This window comes from Paenibacillus mesophilus, assembly GCF_005938385.1.
Taxonomy (GTDB): Bacteria; Bacillota; Bacilli; order Paenibacillales; family NBRC-103111; genus Paenibacillus_AB; species Paenibacillus_AB mesophilus.
The window spans coordinates 37404-51549 of the sequence record NZ_VCRA01000015.1 but is presented as its reverse complement, the minus strand read 5'-3'; the positions used below and the strand labels follow the sequence as shown (position 1 = coordinate 51549).

Here is a 14146-nt window from a genome sequence, read left to right as displayed (position 1 = left end):
ACCCAATCGAGGAGGAATGTAAGGATGAAGAAGATCGTCATTTCTTACTGGTGCTTTACCGGACTGTTGTCCGTCTTGATGGCTGGAGGCTCAATACCGGATATTCTCGCCGTACCCGACGCCGTCGCCTTATTCGACCATTTGGGTTACCCGAGCTACCTGCTCCCGTTTCTCGGGATCGCCAAGCTGCTTGGCATCGTTGCGATCCTCGTACCCGGCTTTCCCCGGGTCAAGGAATGGGCTTATGCGGGGCTCGTATTCGATTTGCTAGGCGCCATGTATTCCAGCATCGCGGTAGGCGATCCGGTAAGCAGCTGGATCATGTTTATAATCGGATTCATTCTGATCGGCGGCTCTTACACGCTGTATCATAAGAGAAGAGACGGCATTTCCCGCATTGCCTCGAACAAGCAGCAGCCTCTACTAAATAACGCTTAAAACAAAAACCGGAAGTACGGGCCGCGCAGCCCGTACTTTACTTTTTCCTCAACCGTCCGACCGCGAGCAGCAACAGCGGAATAAAAAGGCCCATCGTTAAAATATAAGGGAGAAATACGGTGGAGTCCCATTTCTGCATATACACGACGTCGGGATAGACGACGAGCGAGAAGACGACCATTATGATTCCGAACGGCATCGTGACGGACCGGTATTCGTTCAATTTCAAAATCTCGGCAAAGCTAGACACCCAGCCATAGAAATAAAACGTAGTCTTGATATAAGTCGTAATAAACCACAACCCGGCCAGTATAGCTTCGATACGTTGTAGAAAGCCGCCGATATTGATTTTTTTGACCAGTGCGTAGCTTGGAAACATGCTTCTGGCCGTTATATCCGCCCCCAATATTAAAATGCATAGCGCGGTGACCAGAACGACGCACATTCCGCCGATCAGGGCTGCGGTAAATAGCCGTTTACGGGCTTTATCCTGATTTTGGACGCAAGGGAACAAGGCAAACAAAAAGACGACCGGCATGTAGGCCGTTCCCGCAAACGAGAGCCCCGACATAAGAATGGGCTTTATTCCCGTTTCAAGTACGGGCTGGACATTTTCGAACTTGATCTCCGGCGTAAGCGTGGCCACCAGTATGACGAAAAGCAGGACGATCCACGGCAGCATCAATTCCGCGGTACGGGAAAGTGCCTCCAACCCGAGCCGCACGCCCATGACTACCACGATTGCGAAGAGGATGTTAGTAAACGAAGGCGGAGTGTTCGGGATGAAATGGGTTTTAAAAAAGTTGCCTACGTAAAACAAAACGGTAGCGGCTCCAATGAACGAATAGAAACTAAACAGCACCGACACGGCCAAGCCGAGCCATTTGCCGAGAACCGCCTCGCAAATGCCGACAAAGGTTTTGTCCGGAAATAACCGCCATAACGCCGCGTACAGCCATATCATAAGCGGGGCGAGGCAGACGCCGGCCAATGCCCCGATCCAGGCGTCCTGCTTGGCTGCGGCTGCCATTCCGGACGGAATAACCAATATTGTCGTGCCGACCGTGTATAGAAAGACTAGCACCATAAATTGTCTTTCCGATATTTTACCGTTTATCAACTTGTACGCTCTACCCATTCACCTTGCCTCCATCAAAATTGGCGGCATTCGGAGCGATTCCCGCATTCATCCCGTATTCGGTCAGTCCTTCCGGCCTTCGAAGAAGGAGTTGGTAATCGTTCCGACCCGCTTCATTTTCACTTCAACCTTTACTTGCACGACAGCATCCACAAAATGCTCGTCCCAATCCGCTTTCAACGTTTTCCACGACGCGGGATCAGCGCGGTGAATGACGTTGCCGAATCCGAATATGTCCGTTTTATGCTTGTTCCGGGCTTCTTCCACCGCATGAACGATCGTCTTCTTCAACGATTGCGCCGATTTTTCCTCCAGCTCGTGAATCGTCTCCTCCTGGGTCAAATCCAGCTTGCAGGTTACTTCGCCCGCGTTTTGTTCAAGCCTCAATGCAATATCGAAATGCGGGATCGAATTTTTGACGTAGCCTTTAATATCGGCATCCGACCGGATCACTTCCAGCGCGATTTTCCCGCCTCGAGGACATGATATATGGGTGACCGTGCTTTTTATGTGATTTAAAATATAGTTGTATCCTTTACTCTCTTCTTCATCCAGCCAGCCGATCAGCTTGCCTTTGCGGAACGCCGCGAGACCCGCATTTTGCAATGCCGCCGCCGGCCGGATCCGCTCCACATTTCGTTGGGATTGCCCCGTTGCTTCGTTTCCTTTCACCATAATGCCGCTTAGCACGGGCGATTTCCCGTCGCTGACATAATCCGTTATGAACTCGTCCAGCGTAACGGCTGTCGATGTCCATACTTTCTCCGACGTTTCGATCGATTCGTATATTTTGTTGGCCGGTATTTTCTCCAAAGGAGTCAATACGCCAAGCGCGTTGGCCGCGGTCGTCCCTCTGGCCACCAAAATGTAGAAATCCGTCCGGAGCTCGTAGTCTCTCGATAACAGATCCAACGATTCCTCGATCCCTTCGCGCGCCAGCTGCTCGCCGAACAGCACGACTCGAAGATGCGAGGCGTATATTTTTCTCGGGCTTATCGTCGTCATTTTGCGGATCGCTTCAAACAGTGTTTGACCCTTCGATTCAAACAACGTGACGGGGGTGGAAGCGCCATTGGCCGTTTTTTTCTGCGCGACTTCTCCCGGCTGTACGACTTGCACCGTAACTTGATATTGATTCCCGACTTTGTCGATGCCCATGGCGACCGAAATGCCCAGCTCGTTCATCTCGCGTCTGTCCCAGCAGCCGGCAAGCGGCAGTACAAGCAAGGAGGCCAGAAGGAATGACAACCCCATACGGATCATGGCCGGCCGTCTCTTCTCGACTTGCGGGCCGAAGACTTGCTTTGGCGGAATACGTTCAGCCTGCCGAACATACTCGGACGCGTCGTCAAGTTCGGATGGCGGGCGCGCATAATGGTATCCTTCTGGTCGCTCATTATGATCGGGCCTACGGGAGCCATATACGGCACTCCAAACGAACGCAAGCTGCTTAAGTGAAGAAGCAGTGCAATCATGCCGACGAAGATGCCGTACAACCCGAACGCCGCGGCAAGTCCCATGAATAGAAAGCGCGTGATCCGCACGGCGATCGACATGTCGAACTCCGGGATGACGTAGCTGGAAATGGCCGTAATCGAGACGACAATGATCATGGTGGCGGAGATGATGCCCGCTTCCACGGCCGCCTGCCCGATGACGAGCGTACCGACGATCGAGACGGCCTGTCCGACGGCGCGCGGCATTCGGACGCCGGCTTCCCGCAATATTTCATAGGTTGCTTCCATCATGAGCGCTTCGATAAAGGCGGGGAAGGGGACTCCCTCCCGCTGCGCCGCCAAGCTGATCAACAGCTGCGTGGGCAGCATTTCCTGATGAAACGTCGTAACCGCTATGTATAAGCCCGGGACGAGCGTTGCGATAAACAAGCCGAAGTAACGGAGCACGCGAAGAAGCGTGCTTATATCGGCACGTTGATAATAATCCTCGGCCGCCTGAAAAAACTGTACGAACAACGCCGGAACGAGCAGCACATGAGGGGTTCCGTCGATCAGGACGGCCACGCGGCCTTCTAGTAAAGCCGCGGCGATTACATCGGGGCGTTCCGAATTTTGTACGGTGGGGAATATCGTGCGCGGCTCGTCCTGGATAAATTCCTCGATATAACCGCTTTCCAGAATGGCATCGGTATGAATGGCGTCCAGACGCCGGTTCACTTCTTCCACAACCGTATCGTCGACGATGCCTTTTATATACATGACCGACACGTTCGTTTTCGTCGCCCGGCCGATTTTCCGGTTTTTGAGCTGTAGATCGGGGTTTTTGATGATTCGGCGAATTAAGGCGGTATTGACGCGAATGTTTTCCGTGAATGCTTCTTTGGGTCCCCGGATGACCGTCTGATTGGTAGGCTCGCTGACGGCCCGCTGTTCCCAGCCCGCCATGGAGATTTGGAAGGCGCGGGGGAATCCGTCCGATAAGACGACGACTTTTCCTTCCATGAGCGAATCTACGATCCCCTCGAGGCTGTCGGCCTCTGCGATTTGCCCCACGGACAGGATGCGGTCTCTCAGCCGGTCGAACGAGAGGCCTTCTTCCGTACCGGCATTGGCAAGCGCATTCCCCTGAAACAGAAGCGGTTCCATAATAAACTGGTGGATCGACTTCTCATCCGTCATCCCGTCGACATATACGACGGCCATATCCCGCGATTGCCGCGGGTCGTCATGCCCTGTACGAAACGTACGGATGACGAGGTCGTCGCTCGTGCCCGTTCTTGTTTTCAAATCATCTATATTGACTTTCAGACTGGGATGCAGCTTGGAATGATGATCCATCGAATGCCTCAATTCCTTCACCGTGATGTTAGGACCATTATTGCCTTGAAGGTTTTGATATAAACCCTTCCCGCGGCAGCATGGGCGGAAAAAGCGCGCCGGCTCGCTTGACGCGGACCGGGTTTATTCGCGCGCGTATTTTTCGTATCCGGCCATGGCCGCGCAAAATAATAAGCATATTGGAGCAGATGGGGGAAAATGCATCGCTAATCGGCCGTGTTGTCGCCATAAGGCCCCTCCCCCTCCTCGGGCAATCTTCACAACGGACGGTACGTCAATTAAAATGAGTAGGAAAATGTTGGAGTCATGCGCAAGGCACAAGGGGGGAAAGGCGTGAAAAACGCTGGGGGTTCGGATGAAAGTACGAGTAAGAAGAAGCTGGTCAGACGGTATTTGCAGTTTGTCAAGCCATACCGGTATTATTTGTACGTCATGTTCGGGCTCGGACTGCTGCAGTATACGGTTCCTCTTGCAAGTCCATGGCTGACGAAAATTTTGATCGACGATGTGCTGCCCGGTAAGGATACGGGGTGGAACTTGAAGGGCGTCCTGCTCTTGCTAGGCTCGCTGTATGCGATGAACCTGGTCGTTTCGTTTCTGAAAAATCATGTGGCGGCAAGAATGGGCAGCCGGATGGTTGCGGGCATACGAAGACAGCTGTACGGGCACATGCAGCAAATGTCGCAGCGTTTTTACGACAACCGCCATGTCGGCGGACTGTTGAACAGGGTGATCAACGACGTGAATGGAGCGCAGAACTTGATCGGAACGACGGTAATCAATATCGCGTTCGACTTGATCATGGTTATTTTTGCTGCCGTTTTTCTGTTCTCGCTGAACTGGAAGCTGGCCCTGCTCTCGCTTTGGATTCTGCCGATTTACTATTTGTCGTTCACGAATATGAACGTGAGAATCCGGTACGCCTCCCGCGCCGTCAACCGCCAGATGGAACGGATTTCGGGCATGCTCGTGGAGCGCATATCGGGTATGAAAATCGTTCAGTCGTTCAACCGCGAGCAAACCGAGCTGGCCCGCTTCGATAAACAGACCGAGCGTCATATCAACCATTCGCTCGCCGCACAGCTGCTGTCCAATATGCTCGGACGGACGAGCGAATTCGTCAACTATTCCGGCACGATTATTACATGGGCGGTCGGCGGCGCGTTCGTGCTGAACGGGCATATGTCGATCGGGGCGCTCATCGCATTCCTTGCTTATTTGGGCCAGTTGTACGGACCGATCCAGCGTTTTGCCGATGTCAACGTGACGATCCAGAACTCGATTACGAATATCGAGCGCATCTTCGAGCTGCTGGACGTCGAGCCGGATGTGAAGAACGCGGACAATGCACTGCCGTTGAAAAGCTGCGAGGGTGACATCCGGTTCAAGAACGTCTGCTTCACCTACGAGACGGAAGTTCCTCTCCCGAAAAACGAGGAAACCGGGCACGATCCCGATCTCGTGGAGCGGCAAAAGCCGCAGAAGCCGTTCTATTGGCTGCCGGCCCAGACGAATACGCCGCCGCCTCCGACGACGATCGAATCGCGCAAGGCGCTTGAAGGAATAAGTTTCCACGCGAAGCCGGGGCAGGTGGTTGCGCTGGTCGGTCCGAGCGGCGCCGGGAAGTCGACGCTGATCAACTTCATTCCGCGCTTTTACGATGCCGACCGCGGAACTTTATATATTGACGGAAAAGACGTCAAGGAATACGATATACACGATTTGAGAAAGCATATTGCCGTCGTGCTCCAGGAAAATATTTTGTTCTCCGGAACCGTGTACGACAATATCGTATATGGCCGTCCCGATGCGACAAAGGAAGAAGTGATCGAGGCAGCGACAGCCGCGAACTGTCACGACTTCATCATGACGTGGGAGAAAGGGTACGATACGGTGCTGGGCGAACGGGGGATGCGCCTGTCCGGCGGGCAGAAGCAGCGGCTCGCCATCGCGCGCGCGCTGCTCAAAAACCCGCGCATTCTCATTCTGGACGAAGCGACATCGGCGCTGGACGCCGAATCCGAAGCGGTCGTGACCGAAGCGCTGGATCGTCTGATGAAAAACCGCACCACCTTCGTCATCGCCCACCGTCTCGCGACCGTAGTGCGCGCAGACATGATACTTGTGATGGAGAACGGCCAAATCGCCGAGTCCGGCACGCATGAGCAGTTGCTGCTGCGCGGGGGATTGTACCGCGAGCTGTACGAGAAGCAGTTGAACGCCATGCGTCCCAAAGGGCTGGAAGTAGCCGCACGGTCGATTTCCTGAGCGGAAGGGAAGCAGACGGCAATACCAAACAATTCGTAAACCAAGGAGGATAATGGATGAAGAAATTGCGTTGGGGCGTGCTTGGAACCGGAAACATCGTCGGCAAGGGAGGACCGGCCCTGCACCGGTCGGAGAACGGCGAATGGCTCGGCATAGCCGGCCGGACGATCGAGAACAGCCGGAAGGCGGCCGAAACGTACGGCGTACCCCGGGCTTATGCCGGATACCGGGAGCTGCTGGACGATCCGGACATCGACGCGGTGTACGTCGCGCTGCTCAATCATGTGCACAAGGAGTGGGCGATGGAGGCGATCAAGGCCGGCAAGCATGTGCTGATGGAGAAGCCGTTCGCGTTGAATGCGACGGATGCCGGGGAAATTATCGCTTTGGCGAAGCATCACGGAGTGCGCGTGGAGGAAGCTTTTATATGGCGTACGATGGATGGGCACCAATACGCCAAAGAAGCGATTGCTGCCGGCCAGATCGGCGAACCGGTCTTCTTCCGCGGCAACTTCTGCTTCCAGGCGGCCGAGAGCAGCACCCGCCTGAACGAAGCATGGGGCGGCGGCGCTTTATATGATATCGGCTGTTATTTGGTGTCGTGGAGCCGCTTCCAATTCGGGGAAGAGCCGGAATACGCGGATTCGCGCATGTTCCGCCGGGATGGGAAAGGGGTCGATGTCCGCTTCGCCGGAACGCTGTTGTTCCCGGGCGGAGGCACGGCGCATATGACGGCGGCGCTCGATATGCCTTACGGTTGTAGCTATCAGATCTCGGGGACGAAGGGAGAGCTCTCGGTCAAGCAATCGGCCAATGCGCAGAGCGTTACGCTGGAGGTAACGGTGAACGGGGAAGCGAAATCGTTCACGACCGACCGCGTCGATCCGTTCTGCCGGCAAGCCGAGCGGTTCGCGGAGTATGCTCTTGCCGGAGACACCGCGACGGATAGCGAGCAGTCCATCATGGCGCAGGCGCGCGTGATGGACGCCTTATTCCGGTCCGATGCGGAGCGCGCCCGAATCAAGCTCTGATCGGTGCCGGCAATAGAAATCCATTTCCTTCACACAATCTTCACAGATTCGCTCCTATAATAAACAGGACATATACAACTTAAATACATTAGTTTGCAGCGGACAAGACAGCCGCTCAAGGGGGAGACAGCGTGAAAAACGCGGGTGACTCACAGGGAACGATCGATCAACACAACAAGAGGCTCGTACGCCGGTACTTGCAATTCGTGAAGCCTTACCGGTATTACTTGATGGCGATCGTTGCCCTGGGCCTGCTGCAATTCGTCGTTCCGCTTACCGGTCCGTGGCTGACGAAAATTTTGATCGACGACGTGCTGGGGATGGGGAAGTCGGATTCCGGTTGGACGCTTCAGCGGGTCGTAACGATTTTCGCCTCGCTGTATGCGCTCAGCGTCGTCGTGACGTTCGTGCGCAACAATGTCATGTCGCGGCTCGGGAACCGGATGGTGGCGGGGATTCGCAGGCAGCTGTATGAGCATATTCAGAAGCTGTCGCAACGGTTTTATGACAGCAGGCAGGTCGGAAGCATTTTGTCCCGGGTCATCAACGATGTGAACGGGGCGCAAAACCTGGTCGGCTCCAATGTCATCAACGTAGCATTCGATCTGATCATGGTCATCTTCGCCGCCTGTTTCCTTTTTTCCTTGAGCTGGAAGCTTGCGCTGTTATCGTTATGGATACTTCCGATTTATTACTTGACCTTTACGAACTTGAACGTGCGGATCCGTTTCGCATCGCGGTCGGTCAACCGGCAGATGGAGCGCATATCGGGAGTGCTCGTGGAACGCATATCGGGGATGAAAATCGTCCAATCGTTCAACCGTGAGCAAACGGAGCTGGCCCGGTTCGACAAGCAATCCGATCAGCACGTGAACCATGCGATGTCGGCACAGCTGCTTTCCAATACGCTCGGGCGCATCAGCCAGACGGTCGGTTATTCCGGGACGCTGATTACGTGGTCCGTGGGCGGAGCGCTTGTATTGAAGGGACATATGACGATCGGTTCGCTCGTCGCGTTCAACGCTTACCTCGGTCAGCTGTACGGACCGATTCAGCGGTTTGCCGAAGTGAACGTGACGATCCAGAATGCGATGACGAACATCGAACGGATATTCGAGGTGCTGGACATCGAGCCCGATGTGAAAAATGCCGACAATCCGCTCAGAATCCAGTCGTGCAAAGGCGATATCCGCTTCGAGAACGTCTCCTTCACTTACGAGACGGAGCTTCCCGTGCCCAGAAACCCGAAAGTCGGGTTCGACCCGGATATTATCGAACGGCAGAAGCCGCCCAAGCCGTTCTACTGGCTGCCGCCGAAGACGCAGCCCGACCCGCTGCCGACGACGACCGAATCGAGAATCGCGCTCAAAGGGATCAGCTTCCACGCCAAGCCGGGCCAAGTGATCGCGCTGGTCGGTCCGAGTGGAGCGGGCAAATCGACGCTGATCAATTTTATCCCGCGATTCTACGACGTGGACGAAGGTGCCGTATATTTGGACGGCCGCAACATCAAGGAGTACGACATATACGATTTGCGCAAGCAAATAGCGGTTGTGCTTCAGGACAATATTTTGTTCTCGGGCACCGTCTATGAAAATATCGCCTACGGGCGACCCGATGCCCCGATGCAGGATGTGTACGAAGCGGCCAAAGCGGCCAACGCCCACGACTTCGTCTCCAAATGGGAGAAAGGCTACGATACCGTACTGGGCGAACGGGGAGTCCGGCTGTCGGGCGGACAGAAGCAGCGGCTCGCGATCGCGAGAGCCCTGCTCAAAAATCCGCGCATCCTCATCCTCGATGAAGCGACTTCGGCTCTCGACGCCGAATCCGAAGAGCTCGTTACGGAAGCGCTCAACAATTTGATGAAAAACCGCACGACGTTCGTTATCGCCCACAGGCTGGCGACAGTCGTAAGGGCCGATCAAATTATCGTGATGGATAACGGCGAGGTCGCCGAATCCGGTACCCACGAGCAGCTGCTCCGCAAGGGCGGCTTGTACAAGGAGCTGTACGAGAAGCAGCTGAAGGCGATGCGTCCCAAAGGGATGAAGCAGATGCTGCTGTCATAACGGACCGGCTGGAAGCCGTCGGAAACACAAATGTTTCCGCGGCTTCTTTGTGCTATGGCTGGTTCGGTTAATGCACGTTACGAAATAGGATGTATTTGACAATGATAATTATTATCATTTAAACTTGAACTTAGATTGCAAATACGGTCATACGGAAACAATGGTTGGGGAAGAAGCACCAATACCTGCAACCCGCCTTTCGGGTTATAACTTGGAGGGATCGCCATGGAATACAGAATCGAGAAAGATACGCTCGGGGAAGTGAAGGTTCCCGCCGACAAGCTGTGGGCGGCGCAAACCCAGCGCAGCTTCGAAAATTTCAAGATCGGCACGGAGCGCATGCCGGTCGAGCTGATCCGCGTATTCGCCATGCTGAAGAAAAGCGCCGCACTCGCCAACCTCAAGCTTGGGAAGCTTGCGGCGGACAAAGCGGAAGCGATCGTCTCGGCGGCGGATGAAATAATAGCCGGCAAATGGGACGACCAGTTTCCGCTCGTCGTCTGGCAAACCGGCAGCGGTACCCAGTCCAATATGAACGTCAACGAGGTCATTGCGAACCGCGCCAACGCCCTTCTGCAGGAAAAGGGGAGCGATGCACGGATTCATCCGAACGACGATGTGAACAAATCGCAAAGCTCCAATGATACGTTTCCTACGGCGATGCACGTCGCAGCGCTTATTGCCGTCGAAGATCAAGTTCTGCCCGCAATCGCACAATTGAAGACGACGCTGCGGAATAAGAGCGAATCGTTCCGGGATATTATCAAGATCGGCAGAACCCATCTGCAGGATGCGACGCCGCTCACGCTCGGTCAGGAAATCAGCGGGTGGTACCGGATGCTCGAGAAAACCGGGGCGATGATCCGGGCGAGCTCCGAGTCGCTTCGCGAGCTTGCGATCGGAGGCACCGCCGTCGGAACGGGAATTAACGCGCATCCGAAATTTGGCGGGCTGGTAGCGGAGGAGCTCGGCAGACAGACCGGCAAGACGTTCGTGTCCGCGGACAACAAATTCCACGCCCTCACCAGTCACGACGAGCTTGTCTATGTTCATGGGGCATTCAAGGCGCTGGCCGCGGATCTGATGAAAATAGCGAACGACGTGCGCTGGCTGGCGAGCGGACCGCGCAGCGGCCTGGGCGAGCTGTCGATTCCCGAGAACGAGCCGGGCAGCTCGATTATGCCGGGAAAAGTGAATCCGACGCAAAGCGAAGCGATGACGATGGTCGTCTGCCAAGTGATGGGGAACGATGCCGCCATCGGCTTCGCGGCGAGCCAGGGCAATTTCGAATTGAACGTATTCAAGCCGGTCATCATCTACAATTTCCTGCAGTCCGCGCGGCTGCTGGCGGATGCGATCCGGTCGTTCAACGACAATTGCGCGGTCGGCATCGAGCCGAATATCGCCGTCATCCGTCATCATATGGAACAATCGCTGATGCTCGTAACGGCGCTCAATCCGCATATCGGGTACGAGAAGGCGGCGCAAGTCGCCAAGAAGGCCCACAAGGAAGGATTGACGTTGAAAGAAGCGGCGGTTAGCAGCGGATTGCTTACGCCGGAACAATTCGACACGATTGTCCGTCCCGAGCAGATGATTCGCCCTAAGGAGGATTGACGGGGATGGCGGAACGTATAAAATACGGGGAACGGATCGTTTCCGGTCGATCCGAGTTCCCCGAGGAGCGATAACCATGAAGGGCACCGCCTGCAGGACGGTGCCCTATTTGTTGGATACCGGGATAGGTCCTTGGCGATCCTTCTGCCAAATGGTAGAATTAAGTAGACATGAGCATGCAGCATGATGGGGAGGGAATGCGATTGGAATTAGCGGAGAATGCTACCGTGCTTATCGTCGAGGACGATAATGAAATCCGCGAGCTGCTTCGGCTCTATTTATCGAAGCACGGCTACCGTACCGTTGAAGCGACTGACGGCGTGTCCGCCCTGCGCCAGTTCGAAGCGGCTCGGCCGAATCTCGTTCTCCTCGACATCCAATTGCCGGGTGTTGACGGACTGGATGTATGCGAACAAATACGAAGCGTGTCCAATGTGCCGATCTTGTTCGTGAGTGCCCGAGGGGAAGCGGAGGACATCGTGAAAGGATTGAATCTCGGAGCGGACGATTATATTCCTAAGCCGTTCGACCCGGCCGTAGTCGTGGCAAGAGTGAAAGCGAATTTGCGCAGAGCGCCGATTTACCGCCGGTATGAAACGGCGGCACCCGGCACCCGCGCCGAGCAGACGATTCCGGCGGAAGGGATCTACATCGATCCGAAAAAAATGACCGTCCATGCGGACGGGCAAGAGGTGCGGCTATCGGCCAAGGAGTTTCAGCTGCTGGCGTTCATGGCGGGTCATCCGAACGAAGTGTTCTCTGCCTCGGAGCTGTACGAGCAAGTGTGGGGCAGCGACAGCAACGACGATCCGCGAACCGTCATGGTGCATATATACAACATGCGCAAGAAGCTGGAGCATAATCCGGCGGAGCCTCGATTTATCGTCAGCGTGCGAGGGATGGGATACCGGTACGAAGGCGGATCCCATCCTTAAAGCCGCTCAAGATCGGGAGAGCCTGAATCCGAGTACGGTTATATCGTCCCGTTGCGGTTCGGGTCCCCGATACCGGTCCAATTCCTCCATCAGCAGCCGTTTCTGCTCATACAGCGGAGCCCCCCCGTTCGAATCGATCCATTGCTTCCATCGCGTTTTGCCGAAGGAGTAGTTTTTGTCGCCGCCGTTCTGGTCGGCGAGTCCGTCCGTTGTCAAATAGATCGTATCGTTCGGGCCGATCGTCACGGAAGTGCTTGCGAATCCATAGTCGGTCGGCGTCTTCCGGTAGCCGATCGCCTTGCGGTTTCCTTCGACTTCTTCCAGTCGTTCGGGTCTCCGGACATACAGCGTGCATCCCGCTCCCGCGTAGATCGTCCGCTCCCCGGCGATCAGACACATGCCGATATCGACGCCATCGTCGGTCAAGCCGTCTTTCCCTTCCTGGTTCAGCATTTGTTTGATCGAACGGTTGAGCTGCGACAAGATCATGCCGGGATCGTTCGATTGTGAACGGTCGACGATTTGATCCAAGAGCGATACGGTCATGATCGACATAAGCGCTCCCGGCACACCGTGTCCCGTGCAGTCGCCGACGGCAATGAACAGTCCCTCGGGGACTTGCTTGATCCAGTAAAAATCGCCACCGACCAAGTCCCGCGGCTTCCAAAGTACGAAATGATCCGGTATCGCCTGCCTGAGCTCGGCCTCGGTAGGGAGCGCCGATATTAAAATCCGGCTTGCATAATCGATGCTGTCGAGTATTTTGACATTTTGCTCCGCAAGCTCGCTCGTGCGCGCAGAGATTTGCTTCTCCAGCTCCTGATTCAGCTTGACGGCCCGTTTGAAAGGATCGGCCAGCTTGCGCGACGTATAATAGAAGAAAAAGACGACGGAGAACAAGGCGATGGCGACGGCGACGGCCGTCTGGGCTTGGATCGTTTTTAGAAACGATATCGCTTCCTCGCGGTCGACGGAAACGACCAGCGTCCATTCCGTGGATGGAACCGTGAACAAAATCAAGTCGTTCGTTCTGCCGTCCGTTCCTTTATATTCCAGTACTTCGTGATCGCGATTCATCATGCTCATCACTTGTCCGGCTGCGCCTTCAGGCATGAACTCGCTTATGTTTCGCCCCGTCTGACTCAATTCGTCCGACAAGTAAATCGTTCCCGAATGATCGGTCAGCCACAGGCTGCCATGTTTGCCGTACTTGTACTCCTCGAACTTTTTGGACATTTCGCGCAGGCTCATCCCTACGCCGACGATCGCGAGCGGATCGCCGCCGCTTCGCATGAGCGAGTTGACGAAGACGGACGTATCTTTGCGTTCTTCGTTGTAGTCGATCATGAACTGGATGTCTTTGCCGCTTCTCACGTTGTCGAAAAACCACATGTCGTCGGGATCGCTCTTCGACATGACGTCGATTACCGTTCCGCCCTCCGACCAATAGTTGCCCGTAGGGACGCTTACGATGAAAGAATTGTCGTAGCGGAACTGATCCTTGAGCCGCTTCAGCTTGTCCAACACCGCCGCGCCACGCGCGTCCCGCTTCTCCCCGTCCAAAATCCATTCCCTTATTTCGTGATCCTCCGCAAGCATCCGGGACGTCTCCGCGGCCCGGTCGATGCTGCCGCCGATTTTGGCCGTAATGGAACCGGCAATATGGACGAGATCGCTTTCTTTTAATTTTTTGACCGATTGCGCTTTTGTTATGTAATAAGAAAGAATGCCCGTCAATATAATCGATACGACAAGCAGGACGGCCGCGAAGGCGGACACCTTGGCTACCCCGGAATCGTACAAGGGATCGCTGCGGATCGAGGAGCGGCGGGAAGCGACAGGCTGTTTCATG

10 protein-coding genes are annotated in these 14146 nt (G+C 55.2%); 6 read left to right on the top strand and 4 right to left on the bottom strand.

Annotated features, from left to right (window positions below; all coding sequences use genetic code 11):
* Positions 1-24: 24 nt before the first annotated feature.
* Entirely contained in the window at positions 25-438 is a 414-nt protein-coding gene (locus FE783_RS23915; protein ID WP_138881914.1) for a DoxX family protein, read from the top strand.
* A gap of 37 nt (positions 439-475) precedes the next feature.
* On the opposite strand, the gene FE783_RS23910 is transcribed toward FE783_RS23915, so the two are convergent.
* The 3 genes from FE783_RS23910 to FE783_RS23900 all read right to left on the bottom strand — a co-directional run bounded on the left by FE783_RS23910 (position 476) and on the right by FE783_RS23900 (position 4371).
* A complete protein-coding gene (locus FE783_RS23910) occupies positions 476-1576 on the bottom strand; it encodes a GerAB/ArcD/ProY family transporter (protein ID WP_138881913.1) in 1101 nt (366 codons plus the stop codon).
* A gap of 63 nt (positions 1577-1639) precedes the next feature.
* Positions 1640-2839, bottom strand: coding sequence for a Ger(x)C family spore germination protein (locus tag FE783_RS23905; protein WP_138881912.1), 1200 nt, complete (start codon positions 2837-2839; stop codon positions 1640-1642).
* Entirely contained in the window at positions 2836-4371 is a 1536-nt protein-coding gene (locus FE783_RS23900; RefSeq protein WP_138881911.1) for a spore germination protein, read from the bottom strand. The genes FE783_RS23905 and FE783_RS23900 overlap by 4 nt, the downstream gene beginning before the upstream one ends.
* A gap of 333 nt (positions 4372-4704) precedes the next feature.
* Here FE783_RS23900 and FE783_RS23895 point away from each other — a divergent pair, with 333 nt between their 5' ends.
* The 5 genes from FE783_RS23895 to FE783_RS23875 all read left to right on the top strand — a co-directional run bounded on the left by FE783_RS23895 (position 4705) and on the right by FE783_RS23875 (position 12294).
* Positions 4705-6639 carry an ABC transporter ATP-binding protein gene (locus FE783_RS23895; RefSeq protein WP_238403234.1) on the top strand — a complete coding sequence of 645 codons (1935 nt, stop codon included), beginning with the start codon at positions 4705-4707 and terminating at the stop codon, positions 6637-6639.
* Between the two features lie 56 nt (positions 6640-6695).
* Entirely contained in the window at positions 6696-7670 is a 975-nt protein-coding gene (locus tag FE783_RS23890; protein WP_138881909.1) for a Gfo/Idh/MocA family protein, read from the top strand.
* Between the two features lie 131 nt (positions 7671-7801).
* Positions 7802-9742 (top strand): ABC transporter ATP-binding protein, encoded by a 1941-nt coding sequence (locus FE783_RS23885; protein WP_238403233.1) that lies wholly within the window; start codon positions 7802-7804, stop codon positions 9740-9742.
* A gap of 225 nt (positions 9743-9967) precedes the next feature.
* Entirely contained in the window at positions 9968-11359 is a 1392-nt protein-coding gene (fumC, locus tag FE783_RS23880; RefSeq protein WP_138881908.1) for a class II fumarate hydratase, read from the top strand.
* Between the two features lie 203 nt (positions 11360-11562).
* Positions 11563-12294 carry a response regulator transcription factor gene (locus FE783_RS23875; protein WP_238403232.1) on the top strand — a complete coding sequence of 244 codons (732 nt, stop codon included), beginning with the start codon at positions 11563-11565 and terminating at the stop codon, positions 12292-12294.
* Between the two features lie 6 nt (positions 12295-12300).
* On the opposite strand, the gene FE783_RS23870 is transcribed toward FE783_RS23875, so the two are convergent.
* On the bottom strand, positions 12301-14145 hold the full coding sequence (locus tag FE783_RS23870) for a SpoIIE family protein phosphatase (protein ID WP_158301995.1): 1845 nt from the start codon (positions 14143-14145) through the stop codon (positions 12301-12303).
* Position 14146: the final 1 nt, after the last annotated feature.

What these genes read in the sequence shown, in the direction of transcription:
- FE783_RS23915 (WP_138881914.1), top strand. Translation starts at nt 25, where the DNA reads ATGAAGAAGATCGTCATTTCTTACTGGTGCTTTACCGGACTGTTGTCC.
- FE783_RS23910 (WP_138881913.1), bottom strand. Translation starts at nt 1,576, where the DNA reads ATGGGTAGAGCGTACAAGTTGATAAACGGTAAAATATCGGAAAGACAA.
- FE783_RS23905 (WP_138881912.1), bottom strand. Translation starts at nt 2,839, where the DNA reads ATGATCCGTATGGGGTTGTCATTCCTTCTGGCCTCCTTGCTTGTACTG.
- FE783_RS23900 (WP_138881911.1), bottom strand. Translation starts at nt 4,371, where the DNA reads ATGGATCATCATTCCAAGCTGCATCCCAGTCTGAAAGTCAATATAGAT.
- FE783_RS23890 (WP_138881909.1), top strand. Translation starts at nt 6,696, where the DNA reads ATGAAGAAATTGCGTTGGGGCGTGCTTGGAACCGGAAACATCGTCGGC.
- fumC (WP_138881908.1), top strand. Translation starts at nt 9,968, where the DNA reads ATGGAATACAGAATCGAGAAAGATACGCTCGGGGAAGTGAAGGTTCCC.
- FE783_RS23870 (WP_158301995.1), bottom strand. Translation starts at nt 14,145, where the DNA reads ATGAAACAGCCTGTCGCTTCCCGCCGCTCCTCGATCCGCAGCGATCCC.